General features: G+C 71.2%; 20 protein-coding genes. 5 read left to right on the top strand and 15 right to left on the bottom strand.

Features of this window, described 5'->3' with window-relative positions:
- Positions 1 to 377: 377 nt before the first annotated feature.
- The 4 genes from HUT18_RS28800 to HUT18_RS28815 all read left to right on the top strand — a co-directional run bounded on the left by HUT18_RS28800 (position 378) and on the right by HUT18_RS28815 (position 2,293).
- The gene (locus HUT18_RS28800; protein ID WP_176103449.1) at positions 378 to 788 is read left to right on the top strand and encodes a hypothetical protein; all 411 of its coding nucleotides are present in this window, start codon (positions 378 to 380) and stop codon (positions 786 to 788) included.
- 15 nt (positions 789 to 803) lie between these two features.
- Positions 804 to 1,436: a GAP family protein gene (locus tag HUT18_RS28805; RefSeq protein ID WP_176103450.1), complete on the top strand. Its 633-nt coding sequence runs from the start codon at positions 804 to 806 to the stop codon at positions 1,434 to 1,436.
- Positions 1,437 to 1,648: 212 nt separating this feature from the next.
- The gene (locus tag HUT18_RS28810) at positions 1,649 to 2,050 is read left to right on the top strand and encodes a PLD nuclease N-terminal domain-containing protein (protein ID WP_176103451.1); all 402 of its coding nucleotides are present in this window, start codon (positions 1,649 to 1,651) and stop codon (positions 2,048 to 2,050) included.
- Between the two features lie 45 nt (positions 2,051 to 2,095).
- Entirely contained in the window at positions 2,096 to 2,293 is a 198-nt protein-coding gene (locus tag HUT18_RS28815) for a hypothetical protein (protein ID WP_176103452.1), read from the top strand.
- Positions 2,294 to 2,334: 41 nt separating this feature from the next.
- Here HUT18_RS28815 and HUT18_RS28820 read toward each other — a convergent pair whose 3' ends face one another.
- The 7 genes from HUT18_RS28820 to HUT18_RS28850 all read right to left on the bottom strand — a co-directional run bounded on the left by HUT18_RS28820 (position 2,335) and on the right by HUT18_RS28850 (position 13,110).
- A complete protein-coding gene (locus HUT18_RS28820; protein WP_254878851.1) occupies positions 2,335 to 5,037 on the bottom strand; it encodes a LuxR C-terminal-related transcriptional regulator in 2,703 nt (900 codons plus the stop codon).
- 313 nt (positions 5,038 to 5,350) lie between these two features.
- Positions 5,351 to 8,254: an RICIN domain-containing protein gene (locus HUT18_RS28825; RefSeq protein WP_176103453.1), complete on the bottom strand. Its 2,904-nt coding sequence runs from the start codon at positions 8,252 to 8,254 to the stop codon at positions 5,351 to 5,353.
- 340 nt (positions 8,255 to 8,594) lie between these two features.
- Positions 8,595 to 9,740, bottom strand: coding sequence for a galactonate dehydratase (dgoD, locus tag HUT18_RS28830; RefSeq protein WP_176103454.1), 1,146 nt, complete (start codon positions 9,738 to 9,740; stop codon positions 8,595 to 8,597).
- Complete coding sequence (locus tag HUT18_RS28835; protein ID WP_176103455.1) at positions 9,737 to 10,489, bottom strand: SDR family NAD(P)-dependent oxidoreductase; 753 nt, start codon at positions 10,487 to 10,489, stop codon at positions 9,737 to 9,739. The genes dgoD and HUT18_RS28835 overlap by 4 nt, the downstream gene beginning before the upstream one ends.
- 109 nt (positions 10,490 to 10,598) lie before the next feature.
- Positions 10,599 to 11,540: a sugar kinase gene (locus tag HUT18_RS28840; protein ID WP_176103456.1), complete on the bottom strand. Its 942-nt coding sequence runs from the start codon at positions 11,538 to 11,540 to the stop codon at positions 10,599 to 10,601.
- Complete coding sequence (locus HUT18_RS28845) at positions 11,537 to 12,172, bottom strand: bifunctional 4-hydroxy-2-oxoglutarate aldolase/2-dehydro-3-deoxy-phosphogluconate aldolase (RefSeq protein ID WP_176103457.1); 636 nt, start codon at positions 12,170 to 12,172, stop codon at positions 11,537 to 11,539. Before HUT18_RS28845 ends, HUT18_RS28840 begins: the two co-directional genes overlap by 4 nt.
- Complete coding sequence (locus HUT18_RS28850; protein WP_176103458.1) at positions 12,169 to 13,110, bottom strand: SMP-30/gluconolactonase/LRE family protein; 942 nt, start codon at positions 13,108 to 13,110, stop codon at positions 12,169 to 12,171. The genes HUT18_RS28845 and HUT18_RS28850 overlap by 4 nt, the downstream gene beginning before the upstream one ends.
- A gap of 146 nt (positions 13,111 to 13,256) precedes the next feature.
- Here HUT18_RS28850 and HUT18_RS28855 point away from each other — a divergent pair, with 146 nt between their 5' ends.
- Entirely contained in the window at positions 13,257 to 14,519 is a 1,263-nt protein-coding gene (locus tag HUT18_RS28855; RefSeq protein WP_176103459.1) for an ROK family protein, read from the top strand.
- A gap of 67 nt (positions 14,520 to 14,586) precedes the next feature.
- Here the strand turns inward: HUT18_RS28855 and HUT18_RS28860 are convergent, their stop codons facing one another.
- The 8 genes from HUT18_RS28860 to HUT18_RS28895 all read right to left on the bottom strand — a co-directional run bounded on the left by HUT18_RS28860 (position 14,587) and on the right by HUT18_RS28895 (position 25,753).
- Positions 14,587 to 15,729 (bottom strand): ABC transporter substrate-binding protein, encoded by a 1,143-nt coding sequence (locus HUT18_RS28860; protein ID WP_254878852.1) that lies wholly within the window; start codon positions 15,727 to 15,729, stop codon positions 14,587 to 14,589.
- A gap of 189 nt (positions 15,730 to 15,918) precedes the next feature.
- Positions 15,919 to 18,615, bottom strand: a complete 2,697-nt coding sequence (locus tag HUT18_RS28865) for a SpoIIE family protein phosphatase (RefSeq protein WP_176103460.1) — start codon at positions 18,613 to 18,615, stop codon at positions 15,919 to 15,921.
- A 392-nt stretch (positions 18,616 to 19,007) separates the two neighbouring features.
- Entirely contained in the window at positions 19,008 to 20,045 is a 1,038-nt protein-coding gene (locus tag HUT18_RS28870; protein WP_176103461.1) for an ABC transporter permease, read from the bottom strand.
- Positions 20,042 to 21,634: a sugar ABC transporter ATP-binding protein gene (locus tag HUT18_RS28875; protein ID WP_176103462.1), complete on the bottom strand. Its 1,593-nt coding sequence runs from the start codon at positions 21,632 to 21,634 to the stop codon at positions 20,042 to 20,044. The genes HUT18_RS28870 and HUT18_RS28875 overlap by 4 nt, the downstream gene beginning before the upstream one ends.
- A gap of 191 nt (positions 21,635 to 21,825) precedes the next feature.
- Complete coding sequence (locus HUT18_RS28880; RefSeq protein ID WP_176103463.1) at positions 21,826 to 22,863, bottom strand: substrate-binding domain-containing protein; 1,038 nt, start codon at positions 22,861 to 22,863, stop codon at positions 21,826 to 21,828.
- A gap of 450 nt (positions 22,864 to 23,313) precedes the next feature.
- A complete protein-coding gene (locus tag HUT18_RS28885; RefSeq protein WP_176103464.1) occupies positions 23,314 to 24,645 on the bottom strand; it encodes an ABC transporter substrate-binding protein in 1,332 nt (443 codons plus the stop codon).
- Positions 24,642 to 24,782, bottom strand: a complete 141-nt coding sequence (locus HUT18_RS28890) for a hypothetical protein (protein ID WP_176103465.1) — start codon at positions 24,780 to 24,782, stop codon at positions 24,642 to 24,644. Before HUT18_RS28890 ends, HUT18_RS28885 begins: the two co-directional genes overlap by 4 nt.
- Positions 24,779 to 25,753 (bottom strand): carbohydrate ABC transporter permease, encoded by a 975-nt coding sequence (locus HUT18_RS28895; protein WP_176103466.1) that lies wholly within the window; start codon positions 25,751 to 25,753, stop codon positions 24,779 to 24,781. Before HUT18_RS28895 ends, HUT18_RS28890 begins: the two co-directional genes overlap by 4 nt.
- Between the last annotated feature and the right edge of the window lie 3 nt (positions 25,754 to 25,756).

Consider the following 25,756-nt stretch of genomic DNA (forward strand, 5'->3'; position numbering starts at 1 on the left):
GTGGCCTAACTCATGGGCGGGGAATTGTTAAAGCGCCCGGTGGGGTCATTGCCAGATATTGGCGAATGTGCGGGGCGTGAACGCGGGCGCGCGATTGTGAAGACTCTGCGCCGGGTGCTCCGCGTGCGCCCCGCCCCTTGGTCCAAGGCACTCCGCCGCCTGGGCTGACCTGCGTCGCTCCAGCGGCCGCGCCCTGTCCGCCGCCGTGGTGAGCCGTACGGGACAGCCCGCCGCCCGCGGCCCGGGCGATCGGCGCTCGCCCCCGGTGCGCGCCTGCGCGCTCACCCGCCCCGGGTGAGGACGCGGACCGCCCGGGGCGGCGAGCCTTGGTCCCGAGAGGCTGTGTTCCGGCAGCCGAAGCGACTGGAGGTGCCTCCATGACCGCCACTGCCAAGCCGCACCAGCATTCGGGCAGCCCAGCCGCCTTCGGGCTGACCCTGTTCGCCGCCGTGATGCTGTTCGTCGCGGGTGTCCTCGACCTTCTCCGCGGCATCATGGCCATCGCCGAGGACAAGGTCTTCGTGAGCACCCCCGACTATGTCTTCCAGTTCGACCTCACCGGCTGGGGCTGGATCCAGCTCATTCTCGGCGCACTCGCCGTGATCGTGAGCCTGGGGCTGTTCTCGCTGGCCACCTGGGCCAGAGTCCTGGCCGTGGGCCTGGCGGCGTTGCTGCTCATCGCCAGCTTCCTGTCCATTCCGTACTACCCGGTGTGGTCACTGGCGCTGATGGCCATTTACGCGTTCGTCATCTGGGCGCTCTGTGTGGTCCGGCCCTCGGACTCCTGACGGGTCGGCGCGACCATGGACGGGCTGAGGACTCTGCCGCTCGCGGTCACGATGATGATGGGACCGCAGATCGTCTCGGCGATCATCTTCGTGACCGTGCGCCGAGCGGTCCGGGTCTCCCTGGCCTTCCTGCTCGGCGTCGCCCTGGCCACCACGGCGGGCCTCGCGGTCATGCGCGGCCTCGCGTCCCTGCTGGGCTCGGCCGTGGACCTCGGCGGCTCCTCGGACGCGGGGTCGGTGGGGCACATCGTGCAGTACGTGCTTGTCGGCCTCCTGGTCCTGATGGCGATCCGGAACTGGCGCGGACGTGCGACGGCGAAGCCCCCGGCCTGGCTCGGCACGTTGATGAACGCCTCGCCCCGGCGGGCGTTCGAGATCGGCCTGATGGTCATCCTGCTGATGCCCTCGGACCTGGTGGTGATGGCGACCGTCGGCGTTCACCTGGAACAGGCCGACGCGAACTTCGCCGAGGCGCTCCCGCTGATCGGCCTGACCGTCCTCATCGCCGCACTGCCGCTCCTGGCCTACCTGCTCTTCCGGCGCCGCGCGGAGCACGCCATGCCGAGGATCAGGGATTGGATGTACGGGCACAGCTGGCTGATCAACATCGTGGTCGCGCTCGTCTTCATCGTGCTCATCCTGGCCTGAGGGCACAGACCGCTACCGCTCCGCAGTGCCTCCGCGCCGGTCGCGGAGGCACCCCGGTCGCCCGGCAGCGGCGCCTCACCCGTGCCGGGTGAGCCCCCGGCGCTCCCGCCCGGCGCACGCTGACCTCGTCAACCACCGACCCCTACCCCCGCACACCGAAGCCGGTGCCCGAGCGGCACCCGGGTGGGCGGGCTCGTGAAGCGGAGGCCGTCATGGACGACTATCCCCTGCTCAACGGATTCCTGACCATGCTCTGGTTCTTTCTGTGGATCCTGTGGTTCATGCTCCTGTTCCGCGTGATCGCCGACATCGTCCGGGACGACAGGCTCAGCGGCTGGGGCAAGGCGGGCTGGATGCTCTTCGTCTGTGTGCTGCCGTTCCTGGGCGCCTTCGTCTACCTGGGCGCGCGGGGGAAGGGCATGGGCCGCCGCGAGGCGCGCGAGGTGCAGGCCAATGAGCGGGCGTTGCGCACCTACATACAAGAGGCGGCCGCAGAGGGGGCCGGCGGCCCCACACAGGCGGAGGAACTCGCCCAGCTCGCCGGGCTGCACGATCACGGCCATCTGACGGACACCGAGTACGAGAAGGCCAAGTCGCGAGTCCTGGCCGCCTGAGGGCCACGCGGGCGGGGCCTCGGGGACCGTGAGGGGAGTCGACGTATGCGGTACGAGATCCGTATCGACGGGGTCATGTCCGACACGTTGGCCCAGGCCTTCCCGGAGCTGCGCCGCTTCGTCGAACCGGACCAGACGGTGCTCGTCGGCCAGATCATCGACGAGGCCCATCTGTACGGCCTGCTCAACCGCTGTCGTTCGCTGGGGCTGCGCGTGGTGGAACTGCGGCAGCTCGCCGAGTGAGGTGTGCGGTGGTCGCCGGTACGGGACTTCGCGGAGGCGGCCTACAGCAGGTCCAGCTCGCGGGCTCGGCGTACGGCCTCGTTGCGCCGGGTCGCGGCGAGCTTCCGGTAGACGTTCTTGAGGTGCGTCTTGACCGTGTTGACCGACAGATGCAGTTCGGCGGCGATCTCCTCGACCGACAGCAACCGGGCCAGCAGACACAGCACTTCGTGTTCGCGTGGGGTGAGGGTCTCGGTGGGGACGCTCTCTTCGCGGCTTCCCGGTGTGCTCCGGGGAGGGTGCCCCGTGACCGACTCCGGCAGCCAGTCGTGCCCTTGGCCGAGGGAGGGGCTTCGGCGCATCAGCCGTACCAGCCAGGGGCCCGCGTCGAGGAAGGGGCGCCGCAGCCGTTCGGGCCGGGCCAGTGCGAGGGCTCGTGCGACGAGCCGCCCGGCCGTGTACTCGTCGTCCAGCGCGTCGGCCGCCCGCGCCCGTACGAGCAGTGTCGCCACGGTGACCTTCGGCCCCTGCCCCGGTTCCGAGGGGATCGAGTCGAGCAGCCGCAGGGCCTCCTCGCGTTCGCCGTCGCCGAGACCGGCGTGGGCGGCGGCCAGGGCCGTCTGCGGTCCGGCCGCGCCGCCGTGCAGGACCCGCGCCGCGGCCTCCCGGCGGCCCCCGGCACGGTGCGCCGTGAACGTGGCGAGCGCGATCCGGTCCTCCACCCACGGTGAGCGCCGGACCACCGGCGAGGGCTGCTCCAGCACATCCAGCGCGTGCAGCGCCCCGCGCGGATCGCCCTGCGCCAGGCGCAGCCGCGAGCGCAACAGCGGCAGTTCGGCGGTCACGATGGGGTCGTGCGGCGCTGCGGCGGAGGCCGCGGCCCGGTCGAGATGGGCACCGGCGGCAACGAGTTCGTCCCGGTCGATGGCGACGGCCGCCCGGACCAGCTCGGCGAGCCCGGTCCGCGCGGCGGGCTGCAGACCGGAACGCTCCGCCTGTGCGACCGCCTCCAGGGCGTGCGCCTCGGCGCGGCGCGGCCAGCCGCGCAGGAAATCGATCAGGGCCAGTCTGCTCAGGCACTCGTGGTGCGGATACGCGGTCGCGGGCGCGACATCGACACGGGCCGCTGCCACCAGGGACCGACGAGCCGCCTCGAAACGACCCGCCCACAACTGCGCCGAGCCGAGATCCGTGAGCATCAGCGCCGTCAGCTCCGGGTGCCGCGCCAGACGCTCCTCGGGCAGGTCCCGCCGTGCCGCCTCCATCTCCCGCGCCGCGGCCTCGGCCCGGTCCGCGGCACCCGTCATCCGCGCGGCGAGGACGCTCAGCAGCGCGCAGCCGAGCCGTACCGTCGCCGACGCGCGCGAGCCGTCCGCGCGCAGCCGCTCCCGCACCCTGCGCAGGTGGCCGAGGCCCCGGCCGACGTTGTGCCGGGCCAGTTCGCGCGCGGCCCGCACCAGGTCCGGCGCGGGCCCCGCGGCCGCGTGCGGCATACGGGAGAAGAGCTCGTCGAGCCGTGCGGCGTCCACGCCCGTGAGCAGCCGTCCGAGCGCCAGGTCGTCGACGAAGCGGTGCGCGAGCAGCTCCCAGTCGGCGACGTCCACGGCGTGCGGCAGCGCCTCGGTGACCAGGCCCGCCCCGCCCAGCCACCGGGCCGCCCGGTGATGCAGCTCGGGTTCCAGGCCGGGGCTGCGGACCCGCAGATGGGCCCGGAGGATCTCGGCGAACAGCGGGTGCAGCCGGTACCAGGAGTCACCGATGGCCTCGACGAAGGCGTTCGCCCGCTGGAGCCCGGCGAGGACGGGCGCTCCGTCGGCCCGGCCGGTGAGCGCGTCGGCCAGCCCGGGGTGGACCCGTTCCAGCACGCTGCTGCGCAGCAGCAGATCCTGGGTCTCCGAGGGCTGGGCGTCGAGTACCTCCGCGAGCAGGAAGTCCGCGAGCCGGCTCTGCCCCGCCTCGAAGCCCTTCAGATAGGACTCCGGGTCGTCGGCCCGCTGCGCCGCCAGAATGCACAGCCGCAGCCCCGCGGCCCAGCCCCCGGTCCGCTCGGCCACCGTGTCGAGTCCCGCCCCCGACAGCCGGATCCCGTGCCGCCGCAGCAGTTCGGCCGTCTCGGCGGGGCGGAAGGCGAGGTCGCGGTCGCGGATGTCGGTGGCCTCGTCGGCGGCGCGGTAGCGGTGCAGCGGCAGCAGCGGCTCCGTACGGCTGGTGATCACCAGCCGCAGTCCGCCGCCCGCGTGCCGGAGCACGAAGTGCAGTGCCTCCGCGATCTCCGCCGAGGAGACGACGTGGTCGAACTCGTCCAGTACGAGAACGACGGGCTCGGCCCGCCGGTTCAGCAGCGCAGCGAGCCGCGCGAGCAGGGAGTGGTCCACCTTGTCGGAGCGGGCGGGACTGCCGACGTCGTCGAAGCGGTCCGGGCTGTCCGCGTCGTCGAAGCCCCCCGCGAGGTCCGCGTACCTCACCGCCGCCTGGCGGCGCAGTGCCTCCAGTACGTACGTCCAGAACACGCCCGGCGCGGTGTCCTCGGGCTCCACGGACAGCCAGGCCACGGTGTTCCGTGCGGTCACGGTGCCCGCCCAGTCGGCCACGAGCAGTGTCTTGCCCGCTCCCGCCGCCCCGCTGACCAGCGTCAGGGGCCGCCGCACCCCTTCGTCGAGCCGTTCGAGCAGCCGCGCCCGGCGCAGGAACGTCTCCGGCGGTACCGGAATGCGGAACCGGGTGGCCAGGAGCGGATCACCGGTCGGCGTCAGCGGCCCCGCCAAGGTCTTCCCACGCCCACCGGCAGCCGGTCCGCGCGGGCCGCTCACGGCCGAGTCCGGGTCCCGGCGCCGGAAGGAACGTCCACTGTGTGATCGTCTCGCGGTGGCGGGGGAGCCGCAACGGGCGGGGGCGGCCGCCCGGCGTCGGGGCGCAGAGGACCGGCTCGGTCTCACCGTCCGAGAACACCTGTGTTCGGACACCGGCGGGGCAAGCCGGTGTCCGCCGCGGTGACCGCCCGACCCGAGGTCAGGAGGTCACAGCGCTGCGGGGCCGACCGTCTGGTCGCCCCGCAGCGCCGAGGCGACCGAGGCGGGGTCAGTCCCCGACCTCCAGCCGCCACTCCTGACTCGCCTTGCCCGACGCGGGCATCTGCACGACCTTCGCCCCGTCGTCCTCGGAGGCACCCTCCACGTCCAGGTACAACTCGCTGGAGACATTGACCAGTTGGTAGCAGCCCTCGGTCTCGGCGGGTACGAGATTCCACCACTGGTTGGGGGCGCGGGTGTCCGACCACTGGTCCAGTGCCTGGCCGTGGGTGGTGGAGGCGGCCGGGTTGTCGAGGACCTTGCCGCTGTGGACGTTGAGCAGGCGGAAGGAGCCGTCGTGGTTGGGGAGCAGCGTCCAGCGCTGGTTGCCGCCGCCGGACCAGGGCCACTGGATGACCTGGGCACCGTCGTGGGTCGAGGCGTTCGACACGTCCAGGACCTTGCCGCTGGCCCGGTTGGTCAGGCGGACGGTGCCGGTCAGCAGGCCCACGGTGATCCGGGTGCTCTTGCCGGCGGTCAGAGAGATCTTTCTGGCGTGCCGTCCCAGCGGGGATGCGGCCACCGGCACCGTCGTGGACACGGAAGCCATGCCGTGACGGCAGACCAGGGTGAGCTCCTGGGTGATGTCCGAGGTGAGGGTGACCGTCGCGGTGCGGGCCGCGGTGTCCCAGCTCAACTCCTCGACCAGGGTGCGGTTGCGGCCGCGTACGCCCTTGATGGCGCCCTTGGCGAACTGGCCCGGGAGGGCGGGCAGGAGTTCCAGGATGCCGGGTCGGGTGTAGAGGAGGGCCTCGGCGAGGATCGCGGGCAGCGAGTTGGCCGCGTCGCTGTTGTAGATGTGCAGGTCGGGGTTGTGCGACGTCATCAGTGAACGCCACACCATGTTGCTGCCGAGGACCTTGCGCAGGTTGTCGTAGACGCCTGCCCCGTCCTTGAGGCGGGCCCGGGCCAGCGCGCGGTGCAGGCTGCCGTGGGCCGAGTAGTTCTCGTCGCCGCGCAGGTCGAGGGCCTTGGCGGCGGCGTCCACCAGGTCCGGCTCGTCCTCGGGGTTGATCTCGTGCAGCGGCCAGGCGCCGTACAGGTGCTGTACGTGCCGGTGGTTGTAGCGCTCGTCGAGGCCGGGCCAGGACCACTCCGCGAGTGCTCCGTCGCCGTTGACCGTGTAGTCGGGCAGGTCGGCCAGGAGCGCGTTCCAGCGGGAGACACCCTGCCCCGCACCCTGTTCGACGTTGAGTGTCTTCGCGGCGTCGACGGCGGCTTCCAGGGCGTGCCGCGCGGCCATGATGTCGCCCGTGGCGTTGACGGAGAGCATCTGGCCGGTGTTGGAGGGCGAGTTCTCCATGGAGAAGGACGGGACGAACACCTTCTTCCCGTCGGAGTCGGTGCGGGTGAGGAAGTCCTCGTAGAACAGGGCGAGTTCGGTCAGCGCGGGGCCGAGCTTGTCCTTGAGGAACGCGGCGTCGCCGGTGATCTCGTAGTGCTCCAGAAGGGGGTAGAGCAGCCAGTCCGCGCCGCCGGTCCAGCATTGGCCGGGGAAGTCGCCGCCGTTGAAGTGCAGCATGTGGCCGTGCTCGCCGTCGGTGCGGCTCGGGGCGAGGAAGCCGCGGGCGCCGTAGAGGTTCTTCGCGTTGGTGCGCCAGTCGTCGAGCTGCCCGAGGATCAGGTCGAAGTAGCCCTGCATGGCCTTGCCGTCGTGCAGGATGTTGCCGCCCGCGACCTGGAGGTTGACGTTGGCGTCGGTGGTGAAGTCGTCGGCCCAGGCCCCGTTCCAGGCGCCGGTCCACAGGCCGGTCAGGCGTGGCGGCAGTACGCCGCTGGAGCTGACGAACAGGTAGCGGCCCGAGTCGTACATCCGCTCCAGGAGGGCGACGTCGACGGTGGAGCGGTTGCCGTTCTGGCGCGCGAGCAGTTCGCTCGTCGGCAGCTTCCGGTCGGCGTCGCTCACGCCGAGGTCCAGGCTGCTGCCGTCGAACAGTTCCCGGTGCTGCGGAGTGTGCCGGGCGAGCAGCGCCGCGTAGTCGGCCGACAGCGTGGCCAGTTGCTTGTGCAGGGGCCCCGCGTCCCACTCGCCGGACTTCTCGTACCGGTCGAGCTTGGTGAGCAGCAGGACCGAGGCGGCCTTGGTGACGACCAGGGTGGAGTCGGCGGCGGCGACCTTGGCGCCGTCGCCGGTGACCACGACCCGGGTCACGCCCTCGTAGCCGTGGGCGCCCTGGCCCGAGGGGTAGGTGCCGCGCAGGTTGAGGTAGCCGTCCCCGTCGGTGACCGAGGCGAGGGTTTCGTAGGTGACGCTGTCCGGCGCGTCGGGGAGGTCCGTGCCGACCGCGATGGTGGTGTCGAGGGTGGCGCCGCTCGCGGGGAGCAGTTGATGGACGACGACCTTGTCGGCGCGGGAGACGAAGACCCTGCGCTGCCAGGTGCCCGAGCCGTCGGCCCAGGAGTGGGTGACCTCGCCGGTGCGGAAGTCGGTGGTGCGGACGTAGTCGTCGACGGCGTCGAATCCGGGTGTGCTCAGCCGCAGTTCGTACCCGGGGTGGAAGGCCTGCGTCCAGCGCAGCGACCAGTCGCCCGCGAAGGTGGCGGCGGCCCCGGAGTAGTCCCCGGCCAGCGCCTTGTCCTGCACCTCCGCCAGGCGTCCCGCGAGTTCGGGCGCCTTCACGTTGTGGGTGCCGTTGGGGAGCACGAAGCGGTGGTGGGTGAGGACGGTCTTCTCCAGCGCGGGGGCTCCGTAGAGCAGCGCGCCGTACTCACCGTTGCCGGTGACGAAACCGTCGGACCAGTCGTCGGCGGCCGAGGTGTCGTGAATTCCCCGCTCCGGAAGGGCGGTTGGGGCCGGGGCGGCGGCAGCGGACCGGCTGCGGAGCAGGCCGCCGGGCAGCGTGGCCGCGCCGACGGTCAGGGCCGCGGCCGTCAGGAAGTGTCTGCGTCCCAGGGGTGCGCCAGGCAGGCTCATCGCGTTGTCTCCGAACACTGGGGGAGGGGGGGAGGGGGGAGGGAGGTTCGGCCTCGGGGCGGGCGCACATCAGTAGGGGCTCGTACGCCGCGACCAATCCCGGTGAAACAAGGTCAAATACGAAATGGTTACGTAACCATTCCGCGTAGTTCAGCATGGCGTTCAGGGCAGCGTCAATAGCCGTGCAGCAGATGAGCGGCCGCGGAATCCACGGGAGTCACGGCAGGAGACGGAGGCTCGGGGCGGCCTGGCGCGCGCGCCTTCCGTATACGGCGCGAGCCCGGCCGGGGACGCCGCGTCTGCGGTCGTTCCCGGCCGGGCCCGTGCGGTGCTGCGCGGCTCACCACTCCGCGAGGGAGCCGTCCTTGCGCCGCCAGATCGGGTTGCGCCAGCGATGGCCGAGCTCCGCCGCCCGTTCCACCGCCTTCTCGTCCACCTGGATGCCCAGGCCCGGCTCGGTGAGCAGTGCCACGTGCCCGTCCTCGTACCGGAAGACCGAGGGGTCCACCAGGTAGTCGAGCAGGTCGGAGCCGGTGTTGTAGTGGATGCCCAGACTCTGTTCCTGGATCAGCAGGTTGGGGGAGGCGAAGCCGACCTGGAGGCAGGCCGCGAGGGCGATCGGGCCGAGCGGGCAGTGCGGGGCGAGGGCCGTGTCGTAGGCCTCGGCCATCGCGGCGATACGGCGGACCTCGGAGATGCCGCCGGCGTGCGAGAGGTCGGGCTGGGCGACCGCGACGCCCTGGGTGAGGACGTTCTTGAAGTCCCAGCGGGAGTAGAGGCGTTCGCCGGTCGCGATGGGAATGCTGGTGGAACGCACGATCTCGCCGAGGTGGTCACTCAGCTCCGGGACGACCGGCTCCTCGACGAACAGCGGCAGATACGGCTCAAGGAGTGGCAGCACCCGGCGGGCCATCGGCAGCGTGAGGCGCCCGTGGAAGTCGACCGCGACGTCGAACCGGTCGCCAACGGCCTCCCGTACGTTCGCGACACGCTCGACGATGCCGTGCACCGCCTCCGGGGTGTCGATGAACTCCAGGTGCGGGGAGGCGTTCATCTTGATGGCGGTGAAGCCCTCGGACTTGCGGGCCAGCGCTTCCTGGGCGACCTCGGAGGGCCGGTCGCCGCCGATCCAGCTGTAGACACGGGCGCGGTCACGGACGTTGCCGCCGAGCAACTGCCAGACGGGGACGCCCAGGACCTTGCCCTTGATGTCCCACAGGGCCTGGTCGATCCCGGCGACCGCGCTGGAGAGTATGGGCCCGCCCCGGTAGAAGCCGCCCTTGGTGAGGACCTGCCAGTGGTCCTCGATACGCAGCGGGTCCTGGCCGATCAGATAGTCGGCGAGCTCGTCGACCGCGGCCGCCACGGTGTGCGCGCGTCCCTCGACGACCGGCTCGCCCCAGCCGGTGACGCCCTCGTCCGTGTCGATGCGCAGGAAGCACCAGCGCGGCGCGACGAGATGGGTACGCAGGGACGTGATCTTCACTTGGACTCCTTCTTGACGGACCAACCGCCGTCGACGACGAGGTCGGCGCCGGTGATGTACGAGGCGTCGTCGGACGCCAGGAAGGCGACCGCGGAGGCCACTTCCTCGGCGGCGCCGAGCCTGGCGAGCGCGGTTGCCCGGGCGGACATCCGGCGGTCGGCTTCCGGTACGCGGTCCCAGGATTCGGTGAGGATCGGGCCCGGCAGTACGCAGTTGAAACGGACGTCCGGCCCGTACTCGACGGCGAGTTGGCGGATCATGGCGCAGGTGCCGCCCTTGGCCGCCGCGTAGGCGGGATAGCCGGGCAGGCCGAAGTTGGCGTGCACGCTGGAGGTGGCGACGAAGCAGCCGCGGGTGGCGCGCAGATCGCCGAGGAAGGTGCGCACGGCGAAGTGGAGCGCCGTGAGGTTGATCGCGATCTCGCGGTCCCACCCGACGGGTGCCAGGTCGTGCGCCGCCGCGGACAGATGCATGAAGGCGTTGCTGTGGACGACACTCACCGGACCGGCGACGGCACGCGCCCGCTCGTACAGGGTCTGCCAGTCGGCTTCCTCGGCGACGTCGCAGTGGACGTAGGTGGCGAGGCCTCCCGCGGCACGTATCTTCTCGGCCACGGTCTCGCCCGGCTCGTCCGCGATGTCGGAGAGGACGACGTGCGCGCCCTCGGCGGCCAGGCGCCGGGCGGTGGCTGCTCCGATACCGGACGCGGCACCGGTGACAAGGGCGGTCTTGCCCGTGAAGCGTTCCATGGGACGTCCCTGTTCTGGGAGTTGGGGGATTCCGTCGACCGGACGGCCGGACGGGGCGACGGGGCGGCGGCATTGACGGAGGCAACGGGACCGGAAGGGCACCCGGGCGTCAGCGGCGCACGTCGTCACCGGCGAGCAGGGTGAGCTCCTCGCGGCGGGGCAGGCCCTCCCAGTCGCCGTGTACCGCGACGGCGAACGCGCCACAGGTCGCCGCGGTGCGCAGCCGCTCGCGCGGTGCGGCGCCGCTCAGTTGGGCCGCCAGATATCCCGCGACGAAGGCGTCTCCGGCGCCGATGGGATCGACGGCGGTGACCGGTACGACGTCCTGGACGTGCACCTCGCCGTCGACCTGGGCGAGGGCGCCCTGCGCACCGAGTTTGATCACCGCCTGGGAGGGCCCGAGTGCGGCCAGTGCCCCGGCGAGTCCTTCCGGGGTGCTGGCGGTGGAGAAGAGCGAGGCCTCGTCGGTACCCGCGAAGACCACATCCGCCTCGGCCACCAGCGGCCGCAGTTCCTCGGCGGCCTCCTCCCGGGACCACAGCAGCGAGCGGTAGTTGACGTCGAGGGAGACGGCGACCTTTGCCGCGCGCGCGATCCGCACGGCGTGCCGGACGGCGTCGCGCGCGGATGCGCTCAGCGCGGGCGTGATCCCGGTGACGTGCAACAGCCTTGCCCCGGCGACGAGTTGCTCGTCCACGTCGGCGGGCCCGAGGCGTGACCCGGCGAGCCCCCTGCGGTAGTAGGCGGCGAGGGTGCGATCGGCGGTACGGCGCTCGCGCAGCATGAGGCCGGTGGGCAGGCCCTGCTCCTGGCGTGCGCATCCGACGTCGACGCCCTCGGCGCGCAGACCGCCGAGGATCATCGCGCCCGCCGCGTCGGAGCCGACCGTACCGATCCAGGACGCGGGGTGCCCGAGGCGGCTGACCCCGATGGCGACCGTGGCCTCCGCCCCGGCGAAGGAGATCCGCGCCGCCGTCCGCGGGGCGAGCGGGCCCGGCTCGGTCGAGGCCACCACGGCCATCGCCTCGCCGAGGGTCACGAGTCCGGTCATCGGCCCGCCCCCGACACCAGTGCGGTCAGCCGGGCCGCCCGCTCGCGCAGCGCCACCAGATCGCCGCCCTCGCAGGCGTCGCCCACCAGGGGACCGCCCATACCCAGGGCCTTGGCTCCGGCGGCGAGATAGGCCGGCGCCTCGTCCAGTGCGATGCCGCCGGTGGGCACCAGCGGGATTTGCGGGAAGGGCGCGCGGACGGCGCGCAGGTAGGACGGGCCGCCGACCGAGGCGGGGAACAGTTTCACCATGGTGGCGCCCGCCTGCCATGCGGTGAAGATCTCGGTCGGGGTGAGCGCGCCGGGCAGTACGGGCACGTCGAGCCGCTTGGCCTCGGCGATGACCTCCGTCGAGGTGGCGGGGGTGATCAGGTACTCCGCTCCGGCGGCCACGGCGTCCTGGGCCTCCCGGGGCGTGGTGACCGTACCGGCGCCGAGGGCCACTCCGGCCGGCAGGCCCTGCGCGTACTCCCGTAGTGCGTCCAGCGCGCCGGGGGTGGTGAGCGTGAACTCGACGGCGCGGACGCCTTCTTCGCGCAGGGTGTCGGCCACTTCCGGGAAGCGGGCCGCGGAGGAGGCGCGCAGGATGGCGACCACCGGGGTGGCGGTCAGCGCGGATGCGAGCGTGGTCATACGGGTTCCTTTGCTGTGCTGCCGTCGAATGCCGTGCTGCCGTCGAAGGGGACGGCCGAGAGGCCGCGGATGCCGGGGCGGCACACGAACAGGCGTCCCGCGTCGGGCTGTTGGAGCCGCTGCGCCGAGGTCAGTTCCTCGGTGGCGGTGGTGATGAGGAGGGTGTCCAGGCGCGGGCCCGCGAAGGTGACGCTGGAAACATGGGCGGCTGGGACGGAGACGACCGTGTGCGCGCGGCCGTCCCTGCCGTAGGCGCGTACCTCTCCCGCGCCCCAGACGGCCACCCAGACATTGCCCTCGCGGTCGACGGTCAGCCCGTCGGGCACGCCTCCGTCGACCGTGGCGAAGGGGCGACGCCCGCTCGGCGTCGCGGTGTCCTGGTCGTAGTCGTAGACGTCCACCCGCCCGGTCGCGCTGTCCGCGTAGTAGAGGAGGCTGCCGTCCGGGCTCCAGGCGAGGCCGTTGGAGATGGTCACCGACTTCTCGACGGGGGTCAGGCCGTGGTCGTCGAGCCGGTACAGCGTGCCCGCGCCCGGGGTCGCGTCGAAGGCCATGGTCCCGGCGAACAGCCGGCCGCGGGGGTCGCACTTCGCGTCGTTGAACCGTCTGCGGACACCGTCGGAGTCGTCCGGCAGGGCGGCGATCTCCACCAGGGAGCCGTCCGAGCCCATGGTCAGGACCGCGGTGCCGGCGGGGATCACCAACTCGCCGTCGCGGCCGGGGTGGACCGCGCCCGCCGGGGCGCCGAGCGCGTACGTGGCGCGCTTGAGCACGTCCGGTATTCCGCCGCCGTCGCCGCGCGGCACCAGCGAGCCGCGGTGCACCAGGCCCGCGGTGATGTCGACCCAGAGCAGTTCCTGGCGCGGACAGTCCCAGACCGGTCCTTCGGTGAGGCTCCCCGGATCCGGACTGCAGGCAAGGGCCTTCAGGTGGCGCATGTGTCGTCTCCTCGTTCCGTGACGCTCACGCTAACCATTCGTCTAACCCTTGTAAATACGCTCGGCAGGGATTTTCCAGGGGTTCGAATAAGATCGGGGCGGCAAGGAGACGGACAACGACGGAGCACGGCGGAGGAGTGGCACGGGTGGTCAGTCGCACGTCACAGGACATCAGGTGCCTGAACCGTTTCGAGGTGCTCCGGCACCTCTACGGAGGGGACGAGGCACGGTCGCGGCAGGAGCTGGCCACCGCGACCGGTCTGTCCTTCGCGACCGTCGCGAATCTGACCTCGGAGCTCCTGGAGGCAGGGGTCCTCGTGGAGGCGGGCAGAGCGGGCTCGGGCGGCGGCCGGCCGCGCGCCCTGCTCACCCTCAACGCCGAACGCGGCGCGCTGATCGGCGTCGACGTGGCCGAGGCCTCGGTGCGGGTCGAACTCTTCGACCTCGCCCTGCGCGAACTGCACGTCCAGGAACGGCCGTTGCCCCCGGACCTCGTCGAACCCGCCCAGGTGGTCCAGGAGATCGCGGCGGGCATCGACGCGGTCCTCGCCGCGACGGACACGCCTGCCGAGCACGTACTCGGTGCCGGAGTCAGCGTGCCCGGTCTGGTGGAGCGCGAGGGCGGAGTCTCCGCGTACTCGCCGTACTGGGCCTGGCGGCAGGTGCCGCTGCGCGCACTGCTCGCCGAGCACGTCGGCATTCCGCTGTACCTCGACAATCCGCTCAAGGCCAGCACGGTCGCGGAGATGTGGTTCGGCGCCGGACGCGAGGTCGACGACCTGGTCGTGGTGACACTGCGGACGGGCGTCGGGGCGGGCTTCGCCGTCGGCGGCGCGCTGTACCGGGGCTTCACCAACAGCGCGGGGGAGTGGGGCCACACCTGCCTGGAACTGGACGGCCGGCTCTGCCGGTGCGGCAGTCGCGGTTGCGTCGAGGCGTACGTAGGGACCAGAGGGGTCGTCGAGACCTTGCGGGCGGTGGCCCCGGACGACCCGTTGCTCGACACCCCGGACGGGGCCGGTGTGCTGCGGGCGCTCGCCCGGCGGGCCGCCGACGGTGAGCCGGTGGCCGAGGAGGTCGTGGAGCGGACCGGCCGGTATCTCGGGGCGGCGGTCGCGAACCTGGTGAACCTGCTCAACCCCGAGGTGCTGGTCCTGGGCAACCAGGTCGCCGAGCAGCTCGGCGAGCCGCTGCTGGCGAGAACGCGCGCCGCCGTCGACCGCCATGCGCTGGCGCAGCCGCTGCGCGCGGTGGACCTGCGCCTCAGCACCCTGCCGGAGAACGCGGTCAGCCGTGGTGCGGCGACCTTCGCGCTGGAGGGCTTCCTCAACAACCGCGAACTCTTCGGCTCCGTCAGCCGTGCCAGGGCCTCACGCGGGCGGGGCGGAAACCGGACGGCCGGGAAGTAGTGGGGCCCGCGCCGGTGGGTGGGCGGTGCTCAGCCGGTCCGTCGCGCTCGGTCCGGTCCGGCCGTGCTCAGTTGGGTCCGGACGTGGCCCAGTCCTCCCGTACCACCCGCAGCGCCTCGTTCAGCTCGGATTCCGAGGGGAAGTGCGGCGCACCCTCGACCGTCGGCAGGCGGGCGGCGCGGGCCTTGTCGAGGGTGCCGTCCTCGGCCATCACGTCCATCAGGACGGGGCGGGCGTAGTCCACGAGGCGCAGGTTCTGGGCGTGGTCGGTGTACAGGTACTCCTCCCACAGGCGGGCGGCGGCCGGATGTGGAGCGTCCTTGTTGATCGCCTGCGCGTAGTACTGCGAGAAGCTGCCGTCGAAGGGGATCGAGACCTTCCAGTCCACCCGGGTTCCGCGCAGCTCGTCGACGTGCTTCAGGTTGAGGAAGTCCCACTCGATGCTGATCGGGGTGTCGCCCCTGGCGATCGCGGCGGTGTTGGGGTTGCCGGCATTGAAGTTGCCCACCCGCTCCAGCCGGTCGAAGAACTCGATTCCGGGCCCGATGTCGTCGAACGAGCCGCCGTTCGCGAGGGCCGCGGCGTACACGGCGGCGAAGGCCGAACCGGCCGTGGTGGGATTGCCGTTGAGGGCGACCATGCCCCGGTAGCGCGGCTTGAGCAGGTCCGCGAAGGACACCGGGCAGGGCTTGACGCGCCGGGTGTCGCAGCCGATGGCTACGTAGCCGCCGTAGCTGTTGTACCAGCGGGCCTCGGCGTCCTTCTGGCTGTCGGGGATGCGGTCGTAGCCGCGCACGCGGTACGGGGCGAGCAGGTCCTGGCGGGCCGCGGACTGGGCGAAGGAGTCACCGAGGTCGAGCACATCCGGAGCGCTCTTCTTGCCCCGGTTCCGTTTCATACTGTCGATCTCGTCCTGGCTGGAGCCGTAGGGCATGTCGACGACGACATCGATGCCGTACTTCTTCTCGAAGCCCTTGATCAGGCCCCCGTAGTTGGCCCAGCGGGGCAGCAGGGTGGGGGCGTTGAGGCGGCCTTCCTTCTTCGCCGCCCGGACCAGGGCGTCCATACCGCCCACTTCGCTCACCGAGGTCGCCTCGGCGGGACCCACGCGCCGTGGGGCGTCGTCCTCCGAGCAGGCCCCGAGACCGAGTGCGAGCAGAGCGGCGACGCAGCGCAGGGCGGTCGCCCGGGCCCGGTGTGGTGCGGACACGACGCCTCCAGGAAGGCCGGTGGCCGTGCGCGGGGCACGTGACGCAGGCCGTGGACACCGCCACTGGGATCCTGGCGGGACCGTTCTTCGCAGTCAGGTAAGGGCCAGCGTACTCGGCGAATGCGTACATTTCCGCCGGGAGCGGACCGGGCCGGGCAGGCGGGGGAGCGTGCGCGCACCGCGGGCGCGTCACGGCTCCAGGTCGTCCCACTTGCTGAGCACGTCGTCGGCCGACTCGTCCGCGGCGGGCGTCACCTCCAAGCCGTACGACTGCGAGGTCCAGATGGTCTTGCCCCTGGGGGAGTAGCGGGTGCCCCAGTGCTCCGCGTACTGGGCCACCAGATAGAGGCCGCGGCCCCCTTCGTCGGTGTCCTCGGCCCGGCGCAGATAGGGCGAGGTGCTGCTGCCGTCGGAGACCTCGCAGACCAGGGTGCCGGTGTGCAGCAGACGTACGTGGAGGGGCTCCGCGCCGTAGCGGACCGCGTTGGTGATCAGTTCGCTCAGGATGAGCTCGGTGCCGAACGTCAGGTGGTCGAGGCCCCACTCCGACAGGGCACGGGCGCAGGCCCTGCGTACCGGGCCCACGGCCGCGGGGTCGCGGGGGACGTCCCATTCGGCCACGCGCGAGGGGTCGAGCCGCAGGGTTCCGGCCACCAGGAGGGCCACGTCGTCGGCGGGCTTGTCGGGCAGCAGCTCCTCGATCACCCCGGCGCAGAGGGCTTCCGGCGTACGCCGCCCTCCGGCGAGTGCCGCGCACAGTGCGTCGAAGCCCGCGTCGAGGTCGCGCTCGCGGTTCTCGATCAGCCCGTCCGTGTAGAGCACCAGCCGGGAGTTCTCGGGGAGGGTCAGCTGCGCGGTCTCGAAGGGCAGACCGGCGCCGAGGCCCAGCGGCGGCGAGACCGGCGGGCGCCACAACTCCACCGAGCCGTCCGGGTGGACCACGGCCGGGGGCAGATGGCCCGCCGTGGCGACGGCCGCCTTGCCGGACACCGAGTCGTAGACGAGGTACAGACAGGTGGCGCCGGTGATCCCCGGGCCCGCGCCTTCGGGGCTCTCGTCCTGGGCGTCGATCCGTGCCACGAGTTCGTCCAGATTGCTCAGCAGCTCGTCGGGGGACAGGTCCAGGGCCGAGAAGTTGTGCACGGCGATACGCAGCCGCCCCATCGTGGCCGCCGCGTGCAGCCCGTGGCCGACCACGTCGCCGACGACCAGGGCCACCCGCGCTCCCGGCAGCGGGATGACGTCGAACCAGTCCCCGCCGACGCCCGCCTGAGCGGGCAGATAACGAGAGGCCACCTCCAGGGCGTCCTGCTGGGGCAGGCCGCGCGGCATCAGATTGCGTTGCAGGGTGACCGCCATCGCGTGCTCGCGCGTGTAGCGACGGGCGTTGTCGATACACACCGCGGCACGGCTGACCAGCTCCTCGGCGAAGGACAGGTCCTCCTCGTCGAACGCAGGTGAACCCTCCGCGCGCCAGAAGTCGACCAGGCCGAGCACCACGCCGCGGGCCTGTACGGGGACCACGGCCAGGGAGTGGATTCCGTACTCCAGGATGCGGCGGGCGCGTTCCGGGTCCTGGGCCTGCCAGCGCCCGGCCGAGGCGAGTTCCGGCTCCAGCGTGGAGCGGCCGCCCTCGGCGCTCAGGGCCATGGGGGTGCCGGGCCTGAAGCGGATCAGTTCGCCGACCGGGTAGAGGGGATGGCGTTCGGTCAGACCGGAGATCGCCGTCCGCCGCATCTCGGTGCTGGTGCCGGTCGGCTCCTCGCCGCGCAGGACCGGGTCCAGGAGTTCCACGGTGACGACGTCGGCGAACCGGGGAGCCGCCACCCGCGCCAGCTCCTCGGCCGTGCGCACCACGTCCAGCGTGGTGCCGACCTGGGTACCGGCGTCGTAGAGGAGCTTCAGACGTTCCCGGGCCACCTCGGCGCGGCCGGACAGGGACCGCAGCTCGGTGGTGTCACGCAGGGTCACCACGGATCCCGGATGGCCGCCGAAGGGAGTGGTGGAGCGCTTGTTGAGGGCCAGCAGCCGCTCGCCCGCCAGGTGGACCTCGTCGGTGGCCAGCCGGTCCGAGGTGAGGAACCCTGCGGTACCGGCGTCCAGTCCCACATCGGTCACCGGCCGTCCCTCCGCGTCCGGCGGCAGGTCGAGCAGTCTGCGCGCCTCGTCGTTGGCGAGGAGCAGCCGCTCGTCCCGGCCGATGATCAGGACGCCCTCGCGTACCGCGTGCAGGACCGCGTCGTGATGCTCGTACATACGTGTCATCTCGGCCGGTCCCAGGCCATGGGTCTGGCGCCGGAGCCGACGGCTCACCAGTCCCGTCCCGCCCGCGCTGAGGGCCAGCGCCCCGGCCGCGCTGGCCAGGAAGAGCGGCACCTGCTGGTTGACCGAGCTCTCCACCTTCTCCACGGTGACGGGCGCCGAGACGATGGCGACGACGTTTCCCGAGGAGTCCTTGACCGGTGCCGCGGAGATCACGGACCGGCCGAGGGCGCCGTCGAAGGTCCTGGTGAAGGACTTGCCCCCGGCGGCCTCGGCGTACGGGCCGATGACGTGCTTGCCGAGCTGGCTGGTGTCGCTGTGGGTGAGGGTGATGCCGTCGAGCTTGTACACGATCAGCGCGTCGACGCCCGAGGCCTTGCGGGCCTCCTCGGCGAGCGGTTGCAGCCGCTTGGTGGGGTTGTCGCTGTTCAGGGCTTCCACGATCCCGGGGGCGTGGGCGAAGGACTGGGCTGCCGCGACGGTCCGGTGCCGGGCGTCCGTCATGGTGTTGCGGCGGGCCTGGACGACCAGGGCCAGCAGGGCGGCCGCGACGAGCAGGATCACGAGCACCAGTTGGAGGAGGAACACCTCGCGGGCGACGCTGCCTCTGGTCAGCCAGGACATCCAGTGCGCCGGGCCGCTGCCGGGGCTGCTGCCGGATCCGGGGCCGGGGTCAGGGTCGGACGAGCGGGCGTCGTCGCCGGCGCCGTCGAGTGGTGCCGGTTTCGACGCGGCGGATCTTTTGGGCCACCGGATCAGGCGACGGTACACAGGAGCCAGATATCCACCCATATGGCATTTCTATCTCTTTGAGCTGTTTCGGGGCGAAGGTAGCGAAGTGTTCCCCACCCGGATGTGCCCAGAAGCCCCGGAAATACCGGATGGCCGCGCCCTGCGCCGCCCTGCCCCGCGCCAGGTGCCCGCCGCACAAAGTGCCCGGCGGCCGTCCGTGCGGGACGGCCGCCGGGCCTGCGGCCGGATTGGTCGGGGCCGGCCGGGTCGGGAGGGGGCGCGGGTCAGTGCGGCAGTCCCACGGCCCGTTCGCCGCTGCGCCGCTGCTGGATGGCGACAGCCGCGACGAGGAGCGCGCCCTGGGCGACGTTCTGCCAGAAGGAGTTGATGCCCTCGACGGTGAGCCCGTTCTCCAGGCAGCCGAGCAGCGCGACCGCCAGCAGGGTGCCGCCGATACCGCCCTTGCCGCCCTTGAGCGCGGCGCCGCCGAGCGCGGCCGCGGTGATCGCCTTGAGTTCGAGACCTTCACTGCCGGAGACCGGCTGGCCCGATCCGGTACGCGCGGTCAGCAGGATTCCGGCGATCGCGGCCACCACCCCGATCAGGGCGTAGACACAGATCAGATACTTGTTGATCTTGATTCCGGCGAGGCGGGCGGCGGTGTCGTTGCCGCCGATGGCGTACAGGTTGCGGCCGATGTCGGTGTACTTGAGCAGCAGGTGCACACCGACCGCGACGACGACCAGAATCCACACCATCACCGGGAGCCCCGCGATCTTTCCGCGGCCGAGGAAGACGAAGACGTCGTCGTTGAGGACATAGCCCTGTGCGCGGCCGCCGGAGAAGAGCTGGGCGACACCCTTGTAGGCGGCCAGGCCCGCGAGGGTGGCGATGGTCGGGTTGACCCGTCCGTACACGATGATCAGGCCGTTCAGCACCCCGATCAGGATGCCGACGCCCGCCGCGGCGGCCATGCCGAGCAGGGCGTTGGAGCCGGTGCTGGTGAAGACCATGGCGCTGACCACCGAGGCGACGCCGACCTGCGAGCCGACCGAGATGTCCAGGCCGCCGCAGATGATCACCACGGTCTGGACGATGGCGAGCAGACCGGTGATGGTGGCCGCCTCGGCGACGACCTGCATGTTGTCCAGGCTCAGATAGTTGTCGTTGAGGATCCCGAACAGGGCCAGTACGGCGACCAGTGCGCCGACGAGAGAGAGGTTCTGCCCGCCGATGCCGCTGAGCAGTCTCGGTACGTCGAGCGAACGGGCGCCGCCCGTCGGCTTGTTCAAGGCCGGGGGAGGAGTGCTGGTGAGGGTCATGACGTGGCTCCAGGGGCGGCCTTGGCCAGGTCGTCTGCCATGGCCAGTTCGAGGATGGATGCTTCGTCGGCTTCGCCGCGGTCGAGTTCGCCGGTGATCCGCCCGCCCTGCATGACGACCACCCGGTCCGCCAGGCCGAGGAGTTCGGGCAGTTCGGAGGAGATGACGAGCAGCGCCACGCCCTCTTCCGCGAGGTCGGCGATGATCTGGTAGATCTCGGCCTTGGCGCCGACGTCGATACCGCGGGTGGGCTCGTCCAGGATCAGCACCTTCGGCCGGTGGGCGAGCCAGCGCGCGAGGACGACCTTCTGCTGGTTTCCGCCGGAGAGCTTGCGCACCTCGTGGCGGATCGACGGGGCGCGTACGCGAAGCCGGTCGCTGTACTGCTGCGCCAGTTCCCGCTCCGCCGTACGCCGGACGAAGCGAAAGCGCCGCAGCCGGTCGAGTACGACCAGCGAGGTGTTGTCGCGGATCGACTGCTGGAGGAACAGGGCCTGCGCCTTGCGCTCCTCGGGGGCCAGGCCGAGCCCGGCCCGGATCGCGGCGCCGGGACGTCCGCCGGGGAGGGACTGTCCGTCGAGCGTGACGGTGCCGCCGCGCACGGGCAGATCTCCCGCGAGCGCCAAGGCGAGTTCGGAACGCCCCGCCCCGACGAGCCCCGCCAGACCGACGACTTCACCGGCCCGGACCTGCAGGGAAATGTCCGTCACCGCGTCGGTGGTGACGTTCTTGACGTCGAGTACGACGCGGTCGGTGGCCACCCGCTGCCGTACGAACATCCCGGCGAGGTCGCGCCCCACCATCAGGCGGACCAGCTCGCGTTCGTTGGTGGCGGCCGCTTCCTGCACGCCGACGAGGCGCCCGTCGCGCAGTACGGCGATGCGGTCGGCGAGCCGGAAGATCTCCTGCATGCGGTGGGACACGTAGACCAGGGCGATGCCCTCGTCGCGCAGGCGGCGGATGAGCGCGAAGAGCGCCTCCACCTCGTGTTCGGAGAGCGAGGAGGTCGGTTCGTCGAAGGCGATCAGACGGGGCGGCGTGTCACCGGTCAACGCGCGCATGATCTCGACGAGTTGACGCTGGGCGGGGGTGAGCCGGGAGCCGAGCAGGCGGGGGTCGAGGACCTCGGCGAAGCCGAGCCGTGCCAGGTCCTCGGTGATCCGGCGGTGCAGTTCCGCCCGGTTCAGGACGCGTCCGCGTTTGCGGGGAAGCGAGCCCGCGTAGACGTTCTCCGCCACGGACACATGCGGGATGATCTCGGGTTCCTGCGGGATGATCCGGATCCCCGCGGCCCGGGCGTCCGCGGGGGAGCCCAGGTCGATACGTTCGCCGTCGACGGTGAGGTGGCCCTCGGTCGGCCGGTGGTCGCCGGTGAGGATCTTCAACAGGGTGGACTTTCCCGCCCCGTTCTCCCCCATCAGGGCGGTGACCTGCCCGCTGGGGAAGTCGAGGGTGACACCGCTCAGGGCCTGTACCGGACCGAACCGCTTGGTGATCCCGTGGACGCCGACCGCGCCTTGGGGGGCGGGGGCGCCGTGCGGTGCGGACGGCGGGCCCGAGCCGGTGGGCGGATCGGGGGCTCTGGTCATGTCGGTTCACCTCGAAGCAGTCGGGCGGGGGTGTTGGTGGCGGCGGCCCCGGCAGGGGGGCAGGGTGCCGGGGCCGCCGGGCCGAGGGCCGCCCGTGGGGTTGACGGCCGTCGGCGGGGGGATGGTCGGTCGGCGGCGGGCTGCATGCCGCCGCCGGGCGAGCGGTGCTCAGTGGCGACCGAGAGCGATGCTCAGTGGCAACTCAGGCCGGACGACTTCCAGTTGGTGCGGTCGACCATGGTCGTCGGGGCGAAGCCCTCGGCGGGGAACTCCTTGCCGTTCTTGAGCTTGTCGTACATGGTCTGCACCGCCAGGGCGCCGACGTCACGGCCGTTGATGAACAGCGCGGCCTTCATTCCCGTCGACGCGTCCGTGCCCCACTCCTTGCACGCCAGATAGCCGCCGAGGCCGACGCCGATGATGCGGGAGGAAGCGATGCCGGAGTTCTCCAGGGCGGTCACGCCGCCCATGGCGTTCTCGTCGTTGCAGCCCCAGACCACCCAGTTCTTGACCTTCGGGTTGGCGGTGGCCGTCGCGGCGACCTTGTCCTGCGCGCCGGTCGGGGTGTTGTCGGTCGGGACGTCGATCACCTTCACGCCCTCGACCTCGGCACGGAACGCCTTCTCGGCGGCCTTCACGCGGTCACCGCACACCGTCACGTCCTGCTTCCAGGCGGAGACGACCCGGGTCTCCCCGGCCTTCCAGCCCGCCTTGCGGAACTCCTTGGCGGCGCGCATGCCGACCTCCCGGCCCATCTGCTCGCCGCTGAAGCCGATACGGGGCACCAGGTCCTGCTTCTCGCAGTCTGCCGGGTCGGGACCGGTGATGCAGATCTGGTCGTCCGAGGTGAGCAGCGCGACCTCGGCCTCCCGCGCGGTCTGCACGACCTGCGGCCCGACCGCCGGGTCCGGGACGACGACGATGACGCCGTGGGTCTTCTGCGCGATGGCCGACTGCATCTCGCTGATGGTCTTGTTGGCGTCGTTGCCGAGGTTGACCACCTTGAGGTCCACCCCCAGCTCCTTCGCCTTGGCCTTGGCCCCGGCGGCCTCACCGACGAAGTACTCCTGGTCGCCCTGCTTCTGCAGATAGGTGAGGGAGATCTTGCCCTCCACCTTGTCGACGGAGTCGTCCCCGGTGCTCTCCTTGCCGGAGGAACAGGCCGTGGTCAGTCCGAGGGTGAGCAACAGGCCTGCGGCGGCTGCGCGTTGACGGGACGTACGGAACATCTCGGACTCCTTTGAGCGAGGCCGCGACACTTGGGCCCGAGCGCGGGCGAGTCGCGTGGCGAGGAACTGCGGGTGACCGGTGCGAGCGGCCGGAAGGAAAGGGTGGCCTCGAGCGCTCAAAACATCCGGAACAGAAACAGCACGTTCACGTGTGTGGGTCATATTGGCACTCACGCATACGGGAAATGTCAAGTGCGGTGAGGGTGCCGAGAGTTATTCGGGAGAAAATACCTGCCGCGCGATATGCGCCCGGCCGAAGGCATGCCGAAATCCGCCCTCACGAGCTTGTGCACAAAACGCGGAATGCAACTCGGGTGAGGACGGTCGGTCTTGGTGTGGAGGGGGACGGAACTCGGTAGGTCACCGGGCTCCGTGTGCCGCCGACCGGCCAGGTCGAACCGGCCGACGGCACACGGGATCAGGGGTGCTCAGCCACCCGGAAAACCCGCTCTACTTGTTGACGGTAAAGCCTTGTTCCGTGCCGTACTTGACGCTGGCGTCCTGCCAGGACTTCAGCGCCTCGGCGAGTGGCTTCGAGGAGACGTACGCCTTTCCTGCGGTGTCGTTGAAAATGGAGTTGGCGTACACCTGGTAGGGCAGGTACGACCAGCCCGTGCCGACATTGCGGGCGGAATCGGCGAAGATTCTGTTGGCCTGCTGCCCGCCGAAGTACGGGAATTCCTTCTTCTGGAATTCCTGCGACTCCAGGTCGGCGCGGGTGGCCGGGAAAGCACCGTCGGCCACGCGGGCGGCGGCACCGGCACCGGTCGTCGCGTACTCGATGAAGGCGTATGCGAGCGCCTTGTTCTTCGCGCCCTTGGGGACGGCGAGGGAGCTGCCGCCGTTCTCGGCGCTGGACTTGTCGCCCTTGGTCCACTGCGGGAGCGGGGCCACGCGCCAGTCGCCGGAGGCGGAGGCGACGCCCGAGGCGAAGTTGGCGGGCATCCAGGCGCCGATGGACAGGGTGGCGATGCTGCCGTCGGCCAGGCCCTTGTACCACTCGTCGCTCCAGGAACTGACGGGCGCGAGAAGGTCGTCGTCCAGGAGCTTCTGCCAGGTGCTGGTGTACTTCTTGCTGCCCGCGTCCCGGAAGTCGATGTCGACGTCGGTGCCCTCGGACTTGTAGGGGCGGCCGCCCGCCTGCCAGATGAGGCTGGTGGTCGCGCCCGCGTCGCCGGTGTCGTTGGTGATGAACACCTTGGGGTCGGCCTTGTGCAGCTTCCGCGCCGCCTCGACGTACTCGTCCCAGGTGGTGGGGACTTCGATGCGGTGCTTGTCGAAGACCTTCTTGTTGTAGAACAGCGCCATCGGGCCGGAGTCCATGGGCAGGGCGTACACGGCCTTGTCGTACTTGACCGCGTTCCAGGGGCCGTTGGTGAACTTCTTGGCGTGGTCGGCGGCGCCGTACCCGGCGAGGTTCTCGACGTTCTCGCCGATGGCGAACTGTCCGAGGGCGTAGTACTCGACCTGTGCCACGTCGGGTGCGCCGGAGCCGGCCGATATGGCGTTCTGCAGGGCGGTGTACTGCTTGTCGCCGGTGCCCGCGTTGACGAGTTCGATGTCGACCTTCGGGTGCTTCTCCTCGAACTCCTCGGCCGCCTTCTTCAGGGTGGGCTCCCAGGCCCAGACGGTGACCTTGCCGCCCTTCTCCAGTGCTGCGGCGACATCGTCCGGGCTGCCGTCGGCGGAGGGCTCGGAGGAGCCGCAGGCGGTGGTGCCGACGGCCATGGCACAGACCGTGACGGCCGCGGCGATCAGCCGCCGGGTGCTGTTCGTTCTCATGAGTGGTGCTCCTGGTTCGGTGTGCGGGAGAGCAGGGAGAGCAGGGAGAGCAGGGAGAGCAGGGAGTGCGGGGAGAGCGGGGAGAGCGGAGAGGGCACGGGGCGCGGGCGGGCGGCGGGTCGCGCCGCCGGGTTCATTCCTTGACGCTTCCCGCGGACAGGCCCGATTGCCAGTACCGCTGGAGCAGCAGGAAGACCGCGACGATCGGGACGATGGTGAGCAGGGAGCCCGTGATGATGAGGTCGAAGACGGCCTCGCCGCCCGCGGTGCGGGCCTGGGCGCTCCAGGAGTCGAGCCCGAGGGTGAGCGGGTACCAGTCCGGGTCCTTGATCATGATCAGCGGCAGGAAGTAGTTGTTCCAGGTCGCGACCATGGAGAAGAGCAGCACGGTCACGGTGCCCGGCATCAGCAGCGGCAGCGCGACCGTGAAGAAGGTGCGCAGTTCGCCGGAGCCGTCGATGCGGGCCGCTTCGAGGAGTTCGGTCGGTACCGCCTCGGAGGCGAAGACCCACATCAGGTACAGGCCGAAGGGGGAGATGAGCGAGGGGATGATGACGGCCCAGGGGGTGTTGGTCAGGCCCAGCTCGCTGAACATCAGGAAGGTGGGTACGGCCAGGGCGGTACCGGGTACCGCGACCGCGCCGATGACGACCGCGAACACCGCGCGCCGCCCGGGGAATTCGTACTTCGCCAGCGCGTAACCCCCGAGCACGGCGAGCACCGTGGCGCCGCCCGCTCCCGCGGCCACGTACAGCAGGGTGTTGAGCAGCCAGCGCACGAAGACGCCGTCGTCGTAGGTCAGGGTCCGGGTGATGTTGTCCCAGAGCTCGAAGTCCTCGCCGAACCAGAGGCCGAAGGAGTCCATCAGGTCCTTCTGGTTCTTGCTCGCGTTGATCACCAGCCAGGCCAGCGGGAGCAGCGTGTAGAGCAGGACCAGGCCGGTCACCAGCGTCAGGGGAATGCTGGGTCGGGGGTTGAGCGGGGTGTGCGGCCTGCGGCGGGGGCGAGCGGCGCGGGCGGCGACCGCGGTGTGCGCGCGGGCCGGCGGCTCGTTGGGCGTGGCCGGCTCGGTGGAGTCGGCGGTGGCACCGGCGATGTGGGTCGTCATGGC

Source organism: Streptomyces sp. NA04227 (assembly GCF_013364195.1).
GTDB lineage: Bacteria > Actinomycetota > Actinomycetes > Streptomycetales > Streptomycetaceae > Streptomyces.